Origin of the sequence: Fuerstiella marisgermanici (assembly GCF_001983935.1) — a bacterium.
GTDB classification, from domain to species: Bacteria; Planctomycetota; Planctomycetia; order Planctomycetales; family Planctomycetaceae; genus Fuerstiella; species Fuerstiella marisgermanici.
Window position 1 is genome coordinate 6,436,902 of record NZ_CP017641.1, and the last position, 19,601, is coordinate 6,456,502.

Genomic DNA, 19,601 nt, shown 5'->3' on the forward strand with positions numbered 1-19,601 from the left:
AGCCCTCTTTTTGGCGAGGCCTTCACGGGCGTCCGTCGACTTATTTCTCGGCAACTGAAGTCATCGCAACGCTTCGAACAGCGAACGCAGTTCGGCTTCAACGTCGTCTGGCGTCGCTGTCGTATGAGCGATCTCATCGCGGAGCAGATGGCGGTATCGTTTTCGCAATCGGTGAGCGGCCACTCGAACGGCTTCTTCGCTTTGCTGTAGAGTTTCTGCAGCCGCTGAATAATCGATCTGCGCGCGGTCTATTGCCAGACAGCCGCTGAGGACTTCGAATGCGGCCTGCTTTCGTGGCGAAGACTGTTCGGCTTTCAGTCGTTCCAGTACTCGATCGAGTAGCGCCAACGCCCACTCTCGTTCGAACAATCGTTCGGCCGTGATGTCGTGGCACAACTGGCCACTCACTCGTTCTTCGCCGCGTTGCCAGTCGAGTGACTGAATTATGACACCTCCGCCCCGTTTTAAAGCTTTTTCTCGGTCCCGTTGGTTCGACAGAAAGTGCTTGATCGCTGCCAGCAGGAATGAACGAAACAGGCCTCGATCCGGCTGGACGTCATTCAGGTACTTCTTCGACAGCAACTGAGAAAAAAACGCCTGAGTCAGATCCTGAGCTTCATGAATGTCTCGCGTGTGACGCCGGACAAACGCATACAGCGGCAACCAATACGATTCGCAAAGTTCGGCCAACGCCAGTCGCGCCGTCGGCGAAGATCCGCTGCCTCGAGCCTGCAGCACAAGGCTCCAGCGAGTCGTCGCGAATCGCCGTTCGGCGGGTCGGTTTGAGGGCGAATTGATCACCGGCGTTGCCAATCGAAGCCCCCGTACAGAATTCTGAAAGATTTTCGGTAACGAATACCGCCCGTTGCTTCTGTTGATAGTAGAGACGGCAACAACCCGCGCCAACTGCTATTCTGTATGTCACTGCTCCGGGAGAAGTTCATGACCGAATCAACTGCGACCAGCCTTTGCCCCACCTGCAATGGCGAGATGCTGTCAAAAGACGGTCAGGAATTCTGCCCGGCCTGCCTGCTGCAACAAGGGATGCAGGACTCCACATTCGGTGGTAATCCGGCTTTGCAAAACTGGACACCACCGCCCATTGATCAACTGGTCAGCCGGTTTCCGAACCTCGACATCGAATCGCTGCTGGGGCAGGGCGGGATGGGAGCCGTCTACAAGGTTCGCCAGAAGGAACTCGACCGACCAGCCGCGTTAAAAATTCTTCCGGAAGCTGTCGCCAGCGATCCGAGTTTCACCGAACGATTCCTGCGAGAAGCTCGGCTGCTGGCTTCGTTGTCGCATCCGCACATCGTCACCGTCTATGAATTCGGTGAACGTGACGGGCTGTACTTCATCCTGATGGAGTACGTCGACGGAGTCACGCTGCGGCAGGCATCGCTGGCCGACCCGATCAAGCGACTGGCTCCGGCCGAAGCGTTGGAAGTCGTCGGACAACTTTGCGACGCGCTGCAGTTCGCTCACGACGAAGGCGTCGTGCATCGCGACATCAAGCCGGAAAACATCCTTATCGACAAGCGTGGTCGAGTTAAAATTGCGGACTTCGGACTGGCTCGACTGCTGGGCAAACCGGCCGACCTTCCGACACTCACCAGAACTCATCAACTGATGGGCACGCCGACATACATGGCTCCGGAACAGATCGAAGGCCAGCCGGTCATCGATCATCGAGCGGACATCTATTCGCTGGGCGTCGTGTTTTACGAACTGCTGACCGGCGAACTTCCACTGGGAAGGTTTCAGGCACCGTCGGAAAAAGTTCAACTGGATGCGCGGCTGGACGAGGTCGTGTTTCGCACGTTAGAAAAAGAACCGAGTCGCCGCTATCAGCACGCCAGCGACGTTCGCACCGATATGAATGCGATCAACGCAGCTCGTGCGACTGCGGCCGCAGACGCCAGCCGTTTCAACGGTTCGAATCTCGCATCGCGCAGCGTGCGTTTGCTGATTGTGTGTTGGGCATTTGTGGGTACGACACTCGCATTGTATGTGATGGGCATTGGCGAGACGGATCAGCAGTTGGCCATCGGGGTAGCCGTCGCGGCGCTCACCGGTGCGCTACTACAGGTTCATCGCGCAGCGCCCGGACGTTGGAAGCGGCTTAATTTTGCGGCGGGGTTCGTTCTGGGGGCAGTGCTACCCGCATTGTTGCTGTGGGCCACGTTCAACAATTTGCGGAGACTGCAGGACTACGAAAAACAGATGGCTGATGTGCGAGCCCAACGACTTGAAGCACGCGCCCTCGATCTTGACAGGCAACTGAGGGATGCAAAGCGGCAACTGAGTGAGGGCGGTGGCATCGGAATGGGCGAAACGGGAATGGGCGGACTTGGTGGCATGGAAGGCATGATGGGCGGCGGCATGGGTGATTATGCCCCAGGAATGGGCGGCGGCATGATGGCAGGCGGACCGGGCGGGATGGCCGCAGATAGCTATGACAGCGGTAGCTATGATATGGGCATGGGAATGGATTATGGTGGTTTTGGCATGGGAATGGGTGGCCCACCCCGTCCCGCCATCCTCATCGAAGGCACGGAAGCCTGGCTGTCCCCCATGGTGCAAGGATTCACCAACGAGCAGCGCATCATGGTCAGCGAGATCCTCACCGACACCCATCAGAAATATTTGCAGCTCGAATCCGACTACTCCAAAATCACCGTCGGCAAGGATGATTCGGTTACCACCACAATCTATCTCTTCTACAACGAATGGGAGCGGCTGGAAAACGAACTCTGGACGCGGCTGGACGAAGCCGTCGACGTGAAACAGCAACGCATCCTCCGGCAAAAGCTAAAGCCCGAGTACTGGCGAGATGCAGAGCACTCACTACCCGGCCTGCTCGGCTGGCGACCATCCATTTCTGAGACCGCACCACTGGGAGAATTCGCCGTCGATGCCACGGTACGGCTGCGCCGAGTCGGAAAATGGGTCGAAGCAGAGATCGCGGGCAATCCGGGCAAGAAAGAGGCTCGCGTGATCCCAAGTTCCCCGGAACTGTCGGAGGAACTGCTTCGTTTTAACCATGAAAACACACCATACCTTGCCATCAAAAACGCGCGGTCCGCGCTTGCTCGGGAAGACTGGAAAACGCTGATCGAACAGTTCACGCCACTCGCTCGGTTCGATGTGTGGACCGGTTTCGCAAAAACACTTGAAGGGGAAGGCCGGAAGTATGAGCAAGCCACTGCTCAACAGGCGTTCGAATTGGTCGCCAAGCATCCGTCGTTTACTGTGATCCAGCCCGACTTTTACACTCGCATTCTGGAAATGGGGAATGGCGTCACGACTGTTGGGGACCGCCTTCGCGAACAGGCTTATCAGTCAGCAGGGGCCGTAGCAGACAATATCCCACGCTTTCCCGGCTATTCCGACAGAGCGGCGGCTGTCCGCCCGCAGTTGCACACGTTCGAAGACGGAGCAACCGAATATCTGCTGCTGACGGTCATGCTGATGAATCAGGCACTCGGAAAGCCGGGCCTGCCGATCTTTGAGACCGACAACTTCGAATCGACCGTGGATGAGCAGGACGGAATCTCTGCGAAGGGAACAATCCAACTGGCGGACAAATCTCCGATACCGCTGGTGTTCCGCCGGGTCGACAACAACTGGAAGATCGACGGCATTCTCACGCCCGAAACGTCCGTACTCATGCTCGACCCTGAACCCGAGTCCACCGGTGACGCCGAACAGACGAACGGCGACGAGGCGTCAGCCGCTGACTCCGCCAACGAACCCGAATCGAATCAACCATAGTCGCAGCAAAGTACGGCGACAAATGCGTCAATCGCGATTGCCGAATCCGTTGCCCGCACAGCGATGAGAGACTCAAATCATCGCCGCTTCCGCAAGGAAACAGGCACGGTTCACAACAGGCTGTGCTGGCCTGATGCACAAGGCGGAATTTGGGCGGTTTGATATCCCGGGATGTCAAACATTTGCCGCGCCGCTGTGCGACCATCCTGCGATTCGCCCAGAGGGCGGTAGCACTTAGCCGTCGGTGTCAGCCGACGGAAGGTGGCCCCGATCGCCGACTCACAGCCCCGAACGGGGCGACAGCAGTTTCTACACGGACTGCGCGATCCCGACCCGCTATCGCCCCATTCGGGGCTCTGTCATCGTGCATGCGGGCGTTCCTCGGGCTGACGCCCGAGGCTATGTGCTTTGCCCCATCCGGGGCAGCTTCAGCGCAACAAGTCTCAATCTGTAGTTGCAAACTGTGCATCAGGCCAGCTTGTGTAGCCTCCCGCGCTGATGACGTTTAGGACATGCTACGACGGCGGGAACTTCCCGGGAATCGCCAGTTCTCGGCAAATAGAAATAATGGCGGTGCGGTTCATCACAAACCACCGGCTCGTTCAATGACATCACGAACAAGCGGTGTTGGAATGTGCCCGCTCATTTCCGGCCGCGTTCGGCGACTTCAGCACGTAGCTTCATGAGCGAAAGCATGTCAGATAACTCGGTTAGTACCTGCGCTTCCTCGCGTTCCGAATCGTCTGCCCAATTCACAGGTCGGCTATTCCGTGTCCGCCGTTGACGGCGTTGGTTCTTCAAAACGTAGCGCTTTGCCCGCCAAAGCTCCTGTGAAACTGCCGGCGCTGATGGCGGGAACTCCGTTGACGAAGACATAGCGGATGCCGCTGCTGTAACGGTGCGGATCGTCGAACGTGGCTTCGTCCTTCAATCGTTTTGGGTCGAAGACGGTGATGTCCGCCATCAGGTCTTCTTTGATCAGTCCTCGGTCTCGCATTCGCAGGATTTCGGCGGGCAGGCCGGTCATGCTGCGGACAGCGACTTCCAGCGAAAGCACTTCTTCCTGTAGAGCATAGTGTCCCAGCTTGCGAGGGAACGTGCCGTAGTTGCGCGGGTGAGGGCGGTCAGCTCCTGGCAGGTACGCTCGACCATCAGATGCCGTGGCGACCCAGTCGATTGCCATGATATGTCGCACGTCGTCTTCATTCATGCTGAAGTTAACGATAGACGCGTCTCCACCCCTAAAGATCTCCAGCGCGATATCGACGGCAGGCCTGTCTTCAGCCTTTGCGATGTCGGCGAGACTCTTTCCAACCCACGACGGGTTCGGTTTGTAGCGAGCAATCCGTACGGCCGCTCCGTCGTCTCGCTTCGTAATCGCTTTGCGAATGGTTTCCTTGAGCCGGGGTCCGGTTTCGGTATCGTCCAGCCGTTTGATCAATTGTTTGTTGCCGCCCGCGCGAGCGGAACTGGGCAGCAGGGTGGCTCCCAGCGACGTGCTGGACGCAACATACGGGTACTGGTCGGCGGTCACATTTCGACCAGCTTCGCGTTCTTTTGCAATCATTCGAGCGGCTTCGCGCACCAACCCCCATGCATCTCGACCACTTGATTTGAAGTGCGAAATATGGACCGGCAGGGCAGCGTCCCGGCCAATTTGCAGAGCTTCATCCACCGACTTCAACACACCCGTGCCTTCGCCGCGAATGTGGCTGGCGTAGATGCCGCCGTGCTTCGCTACGACTTTCGCGATGGCCGTAATTTCTTCTGTGGAAGCGTACGAGCTGGGCACGTAGATCAGTCCCGTCGACATGCCCCACGCTCCGTCCTGCATGGCCTTTTCCGCCAGGTCCAGCATCTCCTGAAGCTGGCTGTCGTCCGGCTGAATGTTGTCTGATCCGAGCACTCGCCTGCGAAGCGATCCCTGAGGTATCAGGTGAGCGATATTCGGGCCGGCTCCGTGGTCGTCGATCTTCTTGTAGTAGCTGCCCGTGACGACGGGACCGCTGCCGCAATTTCCGGTGACCAGCGTGGTGCAACCCTGAGTCAGATAGTTGACCGCCGCTCGCGTTTCCGGCTTTGTGATCGGCGTGTCAGAATGATTATGCAGATCAATAAAGCCGGGGCAGACAATCAGGCCCGTGCAGTCAATCACCCAGGGAGCCGTAGCATTCAGATCAGGACCGACGGCTACAATTTTGTCGTCAGAAATCGCAACGTCCGCCAGCCTTCGTTCAGCGCCGGAACCATCAATGACGGTGCCACCTTTCAACACGATATCAGCTTCGATCGGTTGAGCGTGCGACGAAGACAGTGCCAGAAAAAGCACATAACAAAACGTAACAATACGCGACATGAATAACTCCGGCTGATAAGTGACGAGTGGTGGCAGTCTAATCCGACTGTCCCAGGTTGACAAAACTCCTGTGCTTGTGAGCGGCAAGGCGCTAGCCGCCGGCATCGGTTCGCCAATGTTTCCATTGCCAAGACCCGCGGCTAGCGCCTTGCGGCTCATATAACCTGGGACGGTCGAACGAAGGTCAGACCACCGCGATCATTATTCCGACAACGCCTCTAAACGCCAATCGATTGGCAACATGTCGTGTTCTTCCAACCACGAATTGATTTTCGAAAACGGCCGACTGCCAAAGAAACCTCGCCGCGCAGAAAGCGGTGAAGGGTGAGGCGACTGGATGACCAAATGACGGCTATCAATGAGGTCCGCCTTTTTCTGAGCTGGTTTGCCCCACAGCACAAACGCGACGGCCGGAAGTTCGTTGACGCACGCAATGATGCGGTCCGTGAATTCTTCCCAACCCTGTTTCCGATGTGAGTTTGCTTCGTGGGCTCGCACGGTCAGCACCGTGTTCAACAACAGCACTCCCTGCTTCGCCCAGGCTTCCAGGCAACCGTGTTCAGCTGGCGGGATTTCAAGATCGGCCTGCAGTTCTTTGAACATGTTACGCAGCGACGGCGGAATCTTGATGCCGCGTTGCACAGAAAAGCTTAAGCCATGAGCCTGGCCATCATCGTGATACGGATCCTGCCCCAAAATCAGGACGCGAACGTCATTCAGCGGAGTCAGCCGCAGCGCATTGAACACATCATCTTCGCGCGGGAACACGTCGTGGGATTGACGTTCCCGCGACACGAATTGCTGCAACTGCTGAAACCGTGATTGAGAGAATTCATCAGCTAGCGACGTTCGCCAACAGTCGGGGAGGTTATCGACATTCATTTCGGCAGCTTATCGAAACGGTCAACTCTTTGCGCGGCGCTTTGGTTGCCATCGGTATTCGTTGAGATCAATGCGATCCGTTTCGCTGAAGACAACGCCTTCGCCTTCCAACAGAAAACGCTGCAGGCCTTCGAACGTCGACGAATCCCGTTCGCTGATCCGCCCCAGAGAATTCACGACTCGCTGCCACGGGACGCCGGAATCGTCCGGCAGCGACTTCAGCACGGTACCGACCTGTCGCGCGTTCTTTGGCAAACCTGCCAGTGAGGCGACCTGACCGTAAGTCGCGACTTTGCCTGGCGGAATGCGTCGAACGACGGCCGTAATCTTCGCAGCAGCGGTAGACATACACTGTCTCACACGTGACGTTGGCGGACCGGCTTTCGCCAGCGCCTCACTCCGTACTTTCATCCACAGGTGCGAGCGTTTCAGCGTCTTCTGTCACTTCATTTTGATGCGTGGCGTCTGCTTCTGCCGACGCCGCCTTCGCCGCTGCTTCCTGTTCCATGCGGCGGTCCCAGTATTCAAGGTAGTGTTCATAAGCCGGATGGTCGTCCGCCTGCGACTTCAGCATTTCGCGAGTGTCATCCACCAGAATCTGTTCATCCTCAAGCGACAGGCGACCAATTAGAACTCGACTTCGCAGAAACACGAAGTAGGTGTCCAGCACGTCGCAGCGACAGTAGTCGTTAATCTTGTCGGCCTGGCCATCGAAGTACAGTCCCTGCACCTGAGACCCATCAATGCCCGATTTGCCTGGCTTGTAAATCAGATTCGATATCAGATTCAGCCCGCCGTTCACACGCATCGCGCTGAAGTTGGAGAACAGGTCCTGCAGATCCAGATGCCGATCGATGTTGTACCGGTTTCGCGCCTGCTCGAATGAACGCGATTCGACGTTGAACCAGGCGGGCAGACTGATACCGTGCCGAAACGCGCCCAGTTCCATCACGGGCAGGTCGTAACCGCGGCCGTTGAAAGTCACGAAGGTTGGCTTGCCGTAGTGTTCCCAGCCCTGCCAAAAACGACGGATGATTTGCTCAGGACGAAAATGCGGCGGGTCCAGCACCGTCAAATCCAGCATCCGAAAATCGGCCGCCACTTTGGCGACGGCGACAGAAATCGGGTTCACAAAGGTGGGCGGAATCACGTCGCGGCCCGTTTGTTCCAGAAGATCGGCCTGGTACCGTTCAATCGCCTCGCGCGGCGTCAGTTCTTCGTCCGGATAACGAACTCGCTGAATCAAGTCGCCGTCGCCCACAGCTTCCACGTCAAAGATGAGGTACCGTACGTCGCTCATTTTCTTACCTTTCATCTTTCTGTCATAATCCGGAGGCTGGTGCCTCAGACCATTCGAGCTGACGCTCGGAAGCGCCCCCGCTGGTCGCTCTGCAATCAAAAAACTCAACGTAAACAATGGGTCGCCTGAAAGCGAACCCGCTGGCCCGCCACCACAGTTCTTCCAGACCAACGTCATCCGGAACCCGCATGTCAGATCGTCCCGCAAAGCGTACCAACACCAGTGAAGATGTTGCACCAGAACGACTGGAAGAACAGGCAATTCGCGGATTGACCGCCGCCTACCAGCGAATGCGCCAGGAAATTGGCAAAGTCATTATCGGTCAGGACGAAGTGGTCGACGAACTGCTGATCGCCATGTTCTGCCGCGGTCATTGCCTGCTGGTGGGTGTCCCGGGGCTCGCGAAGACACTCTTGTGCAGCACTATCGCGTCCATTCTGCAGCTCGCGTTTCGCCGCATTCAGTTTACGCCCGACCTGATGCCGTCAGACATCACCGGTACAGACGTTTTACAGGACGACGCAGAAACTGGTCGCAAGACGTTTCAGTTTATTCAGGGCCCGCTGTTTACCAACGTGTTGCTCGCGGACGAAATTAACCGCACGCCCCCGAAGACTCAGGCCGCACTGCTGGAAGCCATGCAGGAACGACACGTGACAGTCGGGTCCAGCACCTACCGCCTGCCGGATCCCTTCTTCACACTCGCCACGCAAAACCCAATCGAACAGGAAGGCACGTATCCTCTGCCAGAAGCACAGCTCGACCGCTTCATGTTCAACGTGTTGGTACGGTACCCGACAGCGGCCGAAGAGCTTCGCATTCTGAAACAAACGACGGGCAACGAAAAACCGGAACTCACCCCAGTACTGACCGGCAAACAAATTCAGGCGCTGCAGGAAGTGGTTCGTCGAGTCCCCTGTGCCGAATACAATTTCATCTACGCTCGCGATTTGGTGCGCGCCACTCGACCCAAAGAAGAAGAATCACCCCCCTTTATCAAAGAACTCGTAAGCTGGGGCGCCGGTCCGCGAGCAGGCCAGTATCTGATTCTGGGAGCTCGCGCGCGAGCGCTGCTGGAAGGCCGCTTTCACGTAACGACAGACGATATCAAGTACGTCGCCAAGCCGGTCCTGCGACACCGAATCATGACCACGTTTCAAGCCGACAGCCAGGGAATCACTCCCGACGACGTGATCGAGCGGCTTCTGAAATTCGTCCCCGTCGAACTGCACGAACAAGCGCGCAAGCGCACGGGCAAGTAGCCGGGATGCCCCGGCGGGCGGTTGGCGTGATGGCAGCGGAAGCGCCGGCGGTGCTCCCGTTGGTCGCGGAGGGGGGCTGATTTACGGAGTTCAGCTATGCAGGATGGTCGTTCCGTTATTCTGCTTTCAGTCAATCCACGGAGTATGCAGCTGACTCACTTCGCCACGTCGCATCTCCCGCGACCAACGGGAGCCCCGCCGGCGCTTCAGCCCACACACCGTCACCCGGCCACCACGCCAACCGCCCGCCGGTGCTCACCGGCCTAAGTAGGGGGAAGGGCGTTGAGGGGATTGAATTTTCCGCGCAGGATGGCTTTAGAATCGCACTTGAGCCACCGCTCCAGCACGGTGGCGTAGACCTGTCGAAAATCGGTGTGGTGCTTGAGGTCACCGTCCTGCAAATCGCGGAGGCTTGGGTGTTGGCCGATAAGACCTGCTTTCACGTGAGTTCCCGTGAGGAACACCGGGCCGGCCGTGCCATGGTCGGTGCCTTTGCTGGCATTCTCGGCCACGCGCCGGCCGAATTCACTGAAGCACAGGCACAGAATGCGGTCGCCGTGTCCGTGAGCCATCATGTCTTTCAGAAATGTGCTGACGCCATCACTCACCTGCCGGAGCAGTGATTGGTGAGCTCCGTCCTGCTGAGCGTGCGTGTCGAAACCGTCGATGCGGACGTAGTAGACGGGTGTGGTGAGGCCGGAATTGATCAGCTTTGCGACGGTCTGCAGTTTGTTGGCCAGAGCGGTGGACGGATATTCGCCGGACGGTTTGTAGTTCATCCCGGCCACTTCGATGCGTTCGCTGGCGGTGATGGCCGAACTGGTGCTCGATTGCACAAAGCTCAATAGATCGTTCCCGCCGTCGCGGCGAGCGTCCGCGAGTTCTCGAACGGCTTTGCGGAACGCTGCGGTTTCGTTGCCATTCAGTCGAAATTGATCGAGCGACCGAATCGAAGGAACTCGCGCATCGCGCGACATCAATGCGAAGGGTTGCTTGTCTTCGCCAAGGTGCAAACCGGCCGGATCAGACGAAGTCGCTTGACCGGCTTCCTGCAGGTAGCGGCCCAGCCAACCGTCAATGCGATTTTCGTCTTTGCGCTGGCAGGTGTGCCAAATGTCCATGGATTCGAAATGAGACCGATTCGGGTTGTCGTAGCCGACACCTTGAATGATCGACAGGTGCCCCGCTTCCAGCAAATCGGCGAAGCCCGTCATCACGGGATGCAGGCCCAGATTGTCGTTAATCTTCAGTACGTCCGACTTGCCGATCGCCAGTTCGGGCCGAGCCTTCCGGTACTCATCGTCGGTGTATGGCACGACGGTATTCAGCCCATCGTTGCCGCCCGCCATTTCGACAACAACCAGTATCCGTCCGTCCGACTGGCTGTCCGCCGCCGCCTGCTGCAGGAAGGCGGGTGCACGGCGGCCAAACGTCAATACAGACGTCGCCGCTGCGCTTGTGGTCAGAAACTGTCGACGCGAAGAATGTGACATAACAGCACCTTAACCCAATTGAAACTCGGGCAACGTACACAACGCGTGCACGGCGTCCTTAAGCTTGTCTTCGCCGCCGCTATTGCCCGCCAGTTGACGAACGCGGTCTCGCGCAGCAGATGGTATTTTCACGGCGAACAAAGTCTCTTCGAACAAATCGATCACATCGTCGAACTTCTGCGCGCCCTGGCTGCGCAGATAGTCTGCCAGCGATTCGCGGCCGAACCGAGTCTTGTCGCTGTCCAGCAGATGTCTAATCAGATTCGACCGACCGAGCAGCGTCGAGGAATTAATCCACGTACGACCGCCATCCCACCCCTTCACGCTGGGTGGATACAACAGGCCCTGACCAAGCGTCTTCAGGTTCTCCGCCAGCTCATAGGAATTGGTGGAACCTTCCAGCGATCGCAGGAAACCGATCGCAAATTCCACCGGCGATCGCACCTTCCGACCAATCGCCATGTTCGAGCAGAACAGATTACTGGACAGAATTCTGCGTACGACAGGAGCGATCTGCATGTCGTTGTCGCGCAGTTCCTGAGCCAGTGGAGCGATCAAGTCTTCGGTTGGCTGAGGTTCTTCCATCACAAAAAACGTCACCAGCTTTGTCGCGATAAACAGCGGCGCGGCGTCCTGAGCGGCGACGATTTCCACTCCCTTTTCGCCACCAAATTTTCCCGATTCACCCAGCACATTCTTCGGCCCGGTATCGTGCTGATAGCGATTGAACCGAAACTTCTCTCGCTTGATTTCCCAGCCGGTAAAGCATCGAGCCAGCTCGCGGATGTCCTGTTCGGTGTAATTGCCTTCGCCCAGGCAGAACAGTTCCATAATTTCGCGAGCGTAGTTTTCGTTGGGGTGAGCCTTCCGGTTCGACGCCGAATCCAGGTACACCAACATGGCCGGGTCACGCGAAATTTCGAGCAACAGCGCAGAAAAGTCACCCAATGCCTGTTCGCGCAACAGGTTGTTTTGAGCGAACATCAGTTGCGCGTCGTCCACCTTGGCCGCGCTGGTTGCGAAGTGGCCGTGCCAGAACAGAGTCATCTTTTCCAGCAACTGTGCCGGAGTGGCCAGCATGCGGTACGCCCACCAGGCAGACAGTTTCTGAACGTCGCCCGTGGCTAAAGTCGCCGTGGCAAGAGCGTCCACTTCCTTCAAAAATTCAGAGGGCTCTGTCGTCGACTGCATAATAGAATCGACGGTTGCCGCTGAGCCGGCTTCAACAGCGGCGTGTAATTCCGCCCGCGTGGCTCCAAAGCCCGCTCGACGAAACAGATGAGCCGCTCGACGCACGTCCCACGGCTCGTGCGCCGTCGGCTGGTATTCGGCCCATGCCCAAACGGGATCGATGGTTTCGTTCATGGGATCAGTCCTTCACACGTACTTCCATCTTCAGGCCCAGTTCGTCGTCGGCCACGTTCAGCTTCATCGACGCATCCTGAAAGTAGCCCACCAGTTCCAGCATCAGGTTGATGGCGACCTCCGCTTCTTCTCGCGTGTGCCCGTCTTCCAGCATGTTCTGCGAAATCAGCTGCTCTCGATTGTCCGTCAGGACCGTCTTCAGAACATCCGCCTTCAACAGCGAGTCTGTGTTGACGGTATCGTTCGCTCGTCGCGGCGCCTTGGCCTGCACCAGCTCGCGTGCCAACCGGTTGGTGCTCGACACCACAAACCGTTCCTTCGCGAAACCGACCGACGGTGAGAAGTTGAACAAAATGTTTGCCTGTTTCGATTCCGCTTCGTCGTCTTCCGGGATGTAGACCGACGTGATTAACTCCGCTCCGTCGGCCAGCTTGTCCATCCCCAGTTCCAGTTGAGGATTGCCTTCCATCGCACCGACCACGTTGAAGAAACCGATCATGCTTTGGAACGTCCGCCGTAGTTCACGAGTCATCGATTCCGGCTCCTTCAATTCCAGCACCAGTGCGAATTGAGGCAGTTTGATGGCGGGAATCGGAAGAACGTCGCTGAAGTCCTGGCGAGTCGCGATGAAGCTGATTTCCGGTGTGAGCGAGCCCAGAATGTCTTCGCCGAAATCGCGACCGGCGAAGAGCGTCGTTAAATTGGCATCCGCTTCGGCAAAACCGTCGTTGATGCGTTCGTTGAACAAGTCGCCCGCTCGCAGCCACATTTCCGAGATATCGCGGTACGTGCTGAGCGTAAACAGCGTGTCTTTAGCTTCCGGCACGGCGGGCGCTCGACCGGTCCCGCCAGGCCCGAAGTAGAAATTACGTTCTTCCGGAACCCAGTCGGTCTGGTGCGGCATGGCAAATTCCAAACCCAAACCTGCCTGCGAAGCGCGTAAGCTGGCCGTTGCGAAAGGTGACTGCTGTAGCGAACTGAAAATGCCTCCGACCAGCAGTTCCACGGCTGGGTTTTCGGTCTCACCGGCGAACAGCTTCTTGGCGACACCCGCGTCTCGCAACGTTTTCAAATCGGCAAAGGCCCAGCCGGTCGCGTCTGCCGGTCGCTTGCTGAGGGCTGACTGAAATCTTTCGGCATCGGCAAGACAATCGCCTTCGCCATCAATCAGCCGGTCCAGTACTTCCTGGCCGGTCTCCGATTTGTTGGTGATCAGCAACCAGTCATCGACCACGGCAAACTTGGTTTTGTCCGCTTCGTACGCCGGGATGCCTCGGTATTCACCCTGCTTAATCTGGTCCGGGTTCTTGCCGAGCTTGGTTAATTCCAGCAGCTTGGCCTTGAACAGATCAAGCGAATCAGCGTCCTTCGCGTGAATCAGAATCGCCAGGCCTTCGGTTTCCGCGTCTACCCCGGCATAGATTCCGTTGGCCGTCAGAGTTTCAAGAGCTTCTCGCCATTCCATCCCCAGCTGAATTTCGACGAATTTTCGTCCGGTCAGAAAGCGCCGATAGCTGTCCGTGCGAATCGCCTGCTTGTACGGTTCCAGAGCTTCAATCTTCTGCCTCAGCGGATGATCAAACACCGCGGCCAGCAGCGATGGCGGATTCGCAATTTCAGCATACAGCACGGTGGACTTCGGAAAGAGTTTCGTGGCCACTCGCTCCGCCGCCGAAACCACGCCGCTGCCGACCACCAAACAAACCCATCCGAAAACCATTGAGCGTCGCATCATGAAGTTTTCCTGTCGTGTTGGCGGCGAGCCATGTGACTTACGGTCCAATGCAGCAATCCCGCAGAGAAATCAGCCGTTTGCGCACCGGCCCCGATTGATCAGCGTGGCCAGAACGAAGTCACGCGTCGTCTGTAAAACTGGAGCAGGGCGGTCCGCTATGGGTTGGGTTTCGCCGGATAACCGCTGTTCCTGGCGAATTTTCCGAGAATACGCAAGTTCCACCAGATTTGCCACGTAATTCGCAACCGGGAAGGTCTCTTTGCGAGCCCCTGCGTTGCCGCCGGCCTTGCGGTACGGCCGCTGGAATCGAGATCAAGGGATTTAAGACAAGTCGCCAAGCGCTGTCGGGGGAATGAATGCGCCGCAGAATGGCCGCTGCTGACGCAACCCTCCGGGACGCTTGCGGATGCGTCTCGGGCAGCGGCATTCGTCACTGACGACGACTTTTTTTGTCGGCGGCGACTCTTCTCGTTGTCGAAAACGCAGTCCCAAACGTCGCGGCTTATCCAGGTTCTGTGATGCGTTCCAGGTCTTTTTCGAACCTCGCGGTTGTTTGTGTTGTCTGCTGAGAGTAGCATTCGCACCGCTCGATCGCCGCTGGCTGTTGAGTGCCAGAAGTTGTTGAAAAACGACTTCACCACCGAGCCCCGGTGGCGGAATTGGCAGACGCGCATGATTCAGGTTCATGTGTCCGTAATGGACGTGGAGGTTCGACTCCTCTCCGGGGCAAAAAAGCCGCTTGAGTGATAGTATCCCTCAGGCGGCTTTTTCTATGCGCGCCTCGCGATGATGGCGAACAGCGGGGGTGGCACTGATTACGAAACTCAATGCGTAGCTTCTGTCGCCAACACTTCAGAGCGGAACCAAATCCGGTCATTGGTTCCTGACACGAAGTTAATCCGTCCCCGAAATCACGACATTCACTGACTATAGAAATCGCATTTCGCAGACGCCGACAACGTGGCGGTGCAGCGGTCTGCGGATGTTGCCACCGACGGGTCAGCGGATGTCGGATTGGCGTCCGAGTTGACACTGCGTGATCGCATCCGGCTGACCGCAACTCATTCCAGTGATCGAGAACCGGACCCGATCTTCGGTCACGGAAGTGCGGCGACACATCGCGATTGATAAAGATACAAAGTGCTGAAGACAGCCCAGGCGTTTTTCGATTCGCTCCATTTGCGAGCTGATCGAAAACAGCCGTTCGCGACTGGCAGTGACTCTGCCAATAATCGCGCGGTGTACGGTTCCGGACGTTGGGCAATCGTCGGCAGGCATAGTCACGGAAACTCACGAAGCGACAGGTCCGGAGTTCAAGATGGTACAGGAGAAAGCATTGGAGATCCCGCCCGAGTCCACGGAACATCTTGAGGTCAAAGATGCTCAGGTGATTTTTACGACCGTGTGGAACGAACTGGCAGCGGAGTTCGGGCAGGAGAACCTTCGGTTTTCCAAGGAACTGATTCTGCTCGGTGGGGCGCCGGGTTCCGGCAAAGGCACCAACACCGGGTTCATCATGAAGGCTCGTGACCTGACCTGCGAACCGATCGTCGTTAGTTCACTGCTGAACACTCCGCAGGCGCATCGCATCAAGGAAGCGGGCGGCATGGTGGGCGACCGCGAAGTCGTAGGGCTCGTGTTCCGCAAGCTGCTGGAGGAAGAATATCGTGACGGCTGTGTGCTCGATGGCTTTCCTCGGACGCGAGTTCAGGTGGAATGCCTGAAGTTGTTGGTCCTGAAAATGAACGAGCTCTACCGCGAGTACCACCAAACACCTTTGGCCAAAAATTTTCGCAAGCCAACCATTCATGTGATGGTTCTGTTCGTTGACGAAAAGACCAGCGTCGAGCGACAGCTGCATCGCGGGCGGGAGATCGCCGAATGGAATGCCCGAGCCGCGGCCGAAGGCGTCGAACTCCGCGAAGTGCGGGCCACCGACCTGGACCCGGAAGCCGCCAAACGCCGCTACCAGGTGTTCAAGGAGCAAACATGGGAAGCACTTCAGTCGCTTAAGGAAGTGTATCACTACCACTTCGTCAACGCTCAGGGAACGATTGAAAGCGTTGAGCGAAATATTCGGAACGAACTGGACTACCAGTCATCACTGGAACTCGATCCGGCGACTCACGATGCCGTCAGGCGTTTGCCACTCGCCAGCGAACTGGTCACACACGCACGCCAGGAACTCGTCAAGCGGATGGACAGTTATCAACTGGAACACCGCGAACTGTTTCACAAAGTGCTGCGGCTGTTGCAGGAGCGTTTCATTCCCATCGTCAGTTGCCATGCCATTCCAGGGTTGGCGGTTGTGAATTCCGAGGACGAAGTGTTCGACGACCCGCTGACCCTGGCGATGGTGGTCGACATATTCGCGGAACGCGGCTACCGAGCCGTCGCCAACGTGAATCGCGCTGAAATCCCGGAAAGCGTCGATCTGAAGACAGGGCGAATCACGTGTTCAACAAAGAAGATTTACCGCTTCCAAATCCGATTCTCCGGCTGCGAAATCCGTCGCGGGGGCGCATAACGTCGTCCGTCCAGAACGAATCGATGCGCGTGTGCCACGGGCTTTGAAAGTGTTGCGTCTTGACGCCGATCCGTGGATGGACCGGCAGGGCAGCGGCACTCAATAGTTCCGCTTCGTTCCCAGGGGGGGGGGGGGGGGGGCGATAGTGCCGCCCCGCCGTGTGCACATAATCTTCTCATGTTGTAGCCGGTTTACACTGTAGGTGTTTTCGCCCGTGCCTATGGCTCAGAACCGTCGTGGGGCGTGTGTAGCTAACCCGAACAACCAGCCCCAAAACGCCGATTCTGTGTGTTCAAGCTCTCTTCAAAGGACTATAATAAAGACCCAGAGGGCCGACGCATGCATACGTCACCGTGCTCACAACACGGTGCGGTCATCATCCGGATGACAACCGCCGTCTCCCCCTGAGTCTCGCTCGGATGGGCCAACTCTCCCCACGGTCGCAGCCAATGATGCTGCTCGCGGGGCCGAATCACCGCCGATGGTGCGGGCCGGTACGGGTTGGCTCCATCCTGCTTCACTTTGCGAACTCTGTACCTGGCCGCAAATCAATTGGTCGTCGCATCGGTGATCAACTCCTTAAGCCGGTCCAAATCGAACCAGACGGCGTCTTCTGGGCCCATCGTCTTCACCCAGCCGATCTGCTTAAGTCGCGTCACGCCCTTCCGAAATTCTTCGACCGGCATCCCAGCCATAAACGCCAAATGTTCATAGCTCGCCGGATGCGTCAAGTCCGGACGCGAATAATCGACAACTGCAAGTACCACCTGCAGTAGGCTTACGTCTCCAAAGAACTGCGGCAGAACGCGGAGCAGCCTTTTGGGAAAGGGGATGTACCCCTCGTCCATTATGTCTTTGGACCATTTGTGCTGCAGCACTGCTGACACTTTGGAAGAGTCCAATTTTCGGCGTTCAAACGTCATTTTTTTTGTGCCCGACCCGCTGCTAATTAGTAACTAACTAAATGCTAATTAGTGATTCTAATGAACCAAATTTATCAACGGCGGAGGGCTGTTGCAATAGCCGATCCCCAGATTGCCAAAATTCTTCCCTTTTCTAGCGGCGACCTGACTCGCCGCTTTTTCTGAAATCTAGGGTGACAGTGTCTTAGCGCCGATCGCGGTACCGCTGCGCTAGGCACATACGCGCAATGGTTTACCCCTATCAAACCCTCGGTGCCATGGTGGGGCGCGTGTACAAAACCTGGTAATACACCGGCCCGTGGTAGGTGGGTCTGGTAGGTACAGCGACAATGGGAGCACGGGAGCGTAGGTTTCGCCTGCCGGGGCGGGATTGGTAGAACGAAATCTCCCATCTGTCAGCCCTTTTTTTAACGTTGGGGGATGTTTGGGAGGACGGGACGATGACTGCCAAGGAGGGGAAATGACAACGTAAGCGAGTTCCTGTATTCGAGGACTCGTGGATACCCCGGGCAAACCCTGCCCTCAGCGAACCGTTAGATTCAGCACAAGTGTCGCTCTCCTTTGCTGAGAGCCGCGTTTGCGTCGCTGAAACTCCGTTTGTGGAATTGAGTCGGCGATCTGAAAGCTAAGTTCTGCATAGTTTGTTCACCTCCAGAGTTTCTTGCTGCGCAGATGATCGCAGTGCGGAAGCAAGCATCGAAATTCGAAACACGCTCTGATGTCTCATGGCCTGTCCACCGTAAAGCAGTCACTACTTGACTTCAGTCAACTGAAGGGCAGGGACGACGCTACCAGTGAGCGCTGCGGAATCTGGTTTCTTGTGCGCTCATCCGAAAACGGAGGCGACCAACATCGGACTCGTATCGCTGGCGACAGGTTTAGTGTTGGCAGGCGACTGGATTGTGATCTGTGTGTCGCAGACCCGACAGTCTCGGGAAATCATGCCGCATTCGAATTCCAGGGAGACCGGCTGTTTTTGAGCGATTCCGGCAGCACAAACGGGACGCTGGTCAATGGTGCCTGCGTAAATGGCTCAACCGAAGTCTTCAGTGGTGATGTCATCCACTTTGGCCAAATGGTGTACTCGCTTGACCAGAAACGGTCGCCGCAAAAACCATCCGGCAACCCTGCGACAAAAACACAGTTTGCCACCGCGCCTGAAAACGCAATTCTGTTTCGAGGCTTCGACCAACTACTCAATCGCCCGGACATTGAGCCCTATTTTCAACCGGTTGTGGCGTTCGCAAATGGGGCCACCGTCGGCTACGAAGTTTTGGTTCGCAGCAAACTCAAGGGGCTGGAGTTTCCCGACCGAATCTTCCGCATCGCAAATCTTCGACATGCCGAAGTAAAGCTCAGCGAAGTCTGTCGCTCGGAAGGATTGCTCTCCGGAATTCAACTGGACCCGCTTGGCTGCTATTTCCTGAATACTCACGCTGTTGAGGTTGGTACGCCGCGGTTGTTCGAATCGCTGCGTGAACTACGCGACGACTACCCGGAGACGTCGATCGTCATTGAGATTCACGAAGCTGCAATTACATCAGTGGCCTACCTAACGGAGCTGCAGGCGGTGCTTCGCGATCTGAATATTGATCTGGCCTACGATGATTTCGGTGCTGGCCAGGCTCGCCTGATTGAGCTGTTTGAAGTCCCGCCAAAATACCTGAAGTTCGACTTGTCCTTCGTCCGCGGCCTGGAGAATGCATCGAAGCCGCATCGAGCCAGTGTTCGTTCGTTGCTGAATATGGTTCACGATCTGGACGTGATCGCATTGGCAGAAGGCGTCGAAACACAGGTACAGTCTGAGATCTGCGAAGAGCTGGGATTTGATCTCGTTCAGGGTTACCTCTTCGGCCGACCGCAGCCTCGCGAATTCTGGCAGGAAAAGATGAGCTCCATGGCGACGATGGAAGTCGAAGCAATGGCTGGTGCCAATCGAAAAGTCTGAGTTGACATCCTGACCTGCGAATGAAGATAGACCGGG

General features: G+C 57.0%; 13 protein-coding genes and 1 tRNA gene. 5 read left to right on the forward strand and 9 right to left on the reverse strand.

Features of this window, described 5'->3' with window-relative positions; translation table 11 throughout:
- Positions 1-60 precede the first annotated feature (60 nt).
- The gene (locus tag Fuma_RS24225) at positions 61-801 is read right to left on the reverse strand and encodes an RNA polymerase sigma factor (RefSeq protein WP_083732626.1); all 741 of its coding nucleotides are present in this window, start codon (positions 799-801) and stop codon (positions 61-63) included.
- A gap of 141 nt (positions 802-942) precedes the next feature.
- Between Fuma_RS24225 and Fuma_RS35725 the strand changes: the two genes are divergently transcribed.
- Positions 943-3,774: a serine/threonine-protein kinase gene (locus Fuma_RS35725; protein WP_179954421.1), complete on the forward strand. Its 2,832-nt coding sequence runs from the start codon at positions 943-945 to the stop codon at positions 3,772-3,774.
- 763 nt (positions 3,775-4,537) lie between these two features.
- Here the strand turns inward: Fuma_RS35725 and Fuma_RS24235 are convergent.
- The 4 genes from Fuma_RS24235 to Fuma_RS24250 all read right to left on the reverse strand — a co-directional run bounded on the left by Fuma_RS24235 (position 4,538) and on the right by Fuma_RS24250 (position 8,312).
- Positions 4,538-6,130, reverse strand: coding sequence for an N-acyl-D-amino-acid deacylase family protein (locus tag Fuma_RS24235; RefSeq protein WP_077026393.1), 1,593 nt, complete (start codon positions 6,128-6,130; stop codon positions 4,538-4,540).
- 201 nt (positions 6,131-6,331) lie between these two features.
- Positions 6,332-7,012: a uracil-DNA glycosylase gene (gene ung, locus Fuma_RS24240; RefSeq protein WP_077026394.1), complete on the reverse strand. Its 681-nt coding sequence runs from the start codon at positions 7,010-7,012 to the stop codon at positions 6,332-6,334.
- A 21-nt stretch (positions 7,013-7,033) separates the two neighbouring features.
- The gene (locus Fuma_RS24245; RefSeq protein WP_077026395.1) at positions 7,034-7,360 is read right to left on the reverse strand and encodes an MGMT family protein; all 327 of its coding nucleotides are present in this window, start codon (positions 7,358-7,360) and stop codon (positions 7,034-7,036) included.
- Between the two features lie 46 nt (positions 7,361-7,406).
- Entirely contained in the window at positions 7,407-8,312 is a 906-nt protein-coding gene (locus Fuma_RS24250) for a 3'-5' exonuclease (protein WP_099091911.1), read from the reverse strand.
- Positions 8,313-8,500: 188 nt separating this feature from the next.
- Here Fuma_RS24250 and Fuma_RS24255 point away from each other — a divergent pair, with 188 nt between their 5' ends.
- On the forward strand, positions 8,501-9,574 hold the full coding sequence (locus Fuma_RS24255; RefSeq protein WP_077028524.1) for an AAA family ATPase: 1,074 nt from the start codon (positions 8,501-8,503) through the stop codon (positions 9,572-9,574).
- Between the two features lie 263 nt (positions 9,575-9,837).
- Here the strand turns inward: Fuma_RS24255 and Fuma_RS24260 are convergent, their stop codons facing one another.
- The 3 genes from Fuma_RS24260 to Fuma_RS24270 are packed head-to-tail and all read right to left on the reverse strand — an operon-like array spanning position 9,838 to position 14,167.
- Positions 9,838-11,067: a DUF1501 domain-containing protein gene (locus Fuma_RS24260; protein ID WP_077026396.1), complete on the reverse strand. Its 1,230-nt coding sequence runs from the start codon at positions 11,065-11,067 to the stop codon at positions 9,838-9,840.
- 9 nt (positions 11,068-11,076) lie between these two features.
- A complete protein-coding gene (locus Fuma_RS24265) occupies positions 11,077-12,432 on the reverse strand; it encodes a DUF1800 domain-containing protein (protein WP_077026397.1) in 1,356 nt (451 codons plus the stop codon).
- 4 nt (positions 12,433-12,436) lie between these two features.
- Positions 12,437-14,167 (reverse strand): hypothetical protein, encoded by a 1,731-nt coding sequence (locus Fuma_RS24270; RefSeq protein WP_145944351.1) that lies wholly within the window; start codon positions 14,165-14,167, stop codon positions 12,437-12,439.
- A 644-nt stretch (positions 14,168-14,811) separates the two neighbouring features.
- Here Fuma_RS24270 and Fuma_RS24275 point away from each other — a divergent pair.
- Positions 14,812-14,896: transfer RNA gene (locus tag Fuma_RS24275), tRNA-Leu, on the forward strand.
- Positions 14,897-15,485: 589 nt separating this feature from the next.
- Entirely contained in the window at positions 15,486-16,694 is a 1,209-nt protein-coding gene (locus Fuma_RS24280) for a nucleoside monophosphate kinase (protein WP_077028525.1), read from the forward strand.
- Positions 16,695-17,242: 548 nt separating this feature from the next.
- Here the strand turns inward: Fuma_RS24280 and Fuma_RS24285 are convergent.
- The gene (locus Fuma_RS24285; protein WP_145944352.1) at positions 17,243-17,596 is read right to left on the reverse strand and encodes a hypothetical protein; all 354 of its coding nucleotides are present in this window, start codon (positions 17,594-17,596) and stop codon (positions 17,243-17,245) included.
- A gap of 739 nt (positions 17,597-18,335) precedes the next feature.
- Between Fuma_RS24285 and Fuma_RS24290 the strand changes: the two genes are divergently transcribed.
- On the forward strand, positions 18,336-19,565 hold the full coding sequence (locus tag Fuma_RS24290; protein WP_077026400.1) for an EAL domain-containing protein: 1,230 nt from the start codon (positions 18,336-18,338) through the stop codon (positions 19,563-19,565).
- Positions 19,566-19,601: the final 36 nt, after the last annotated feature.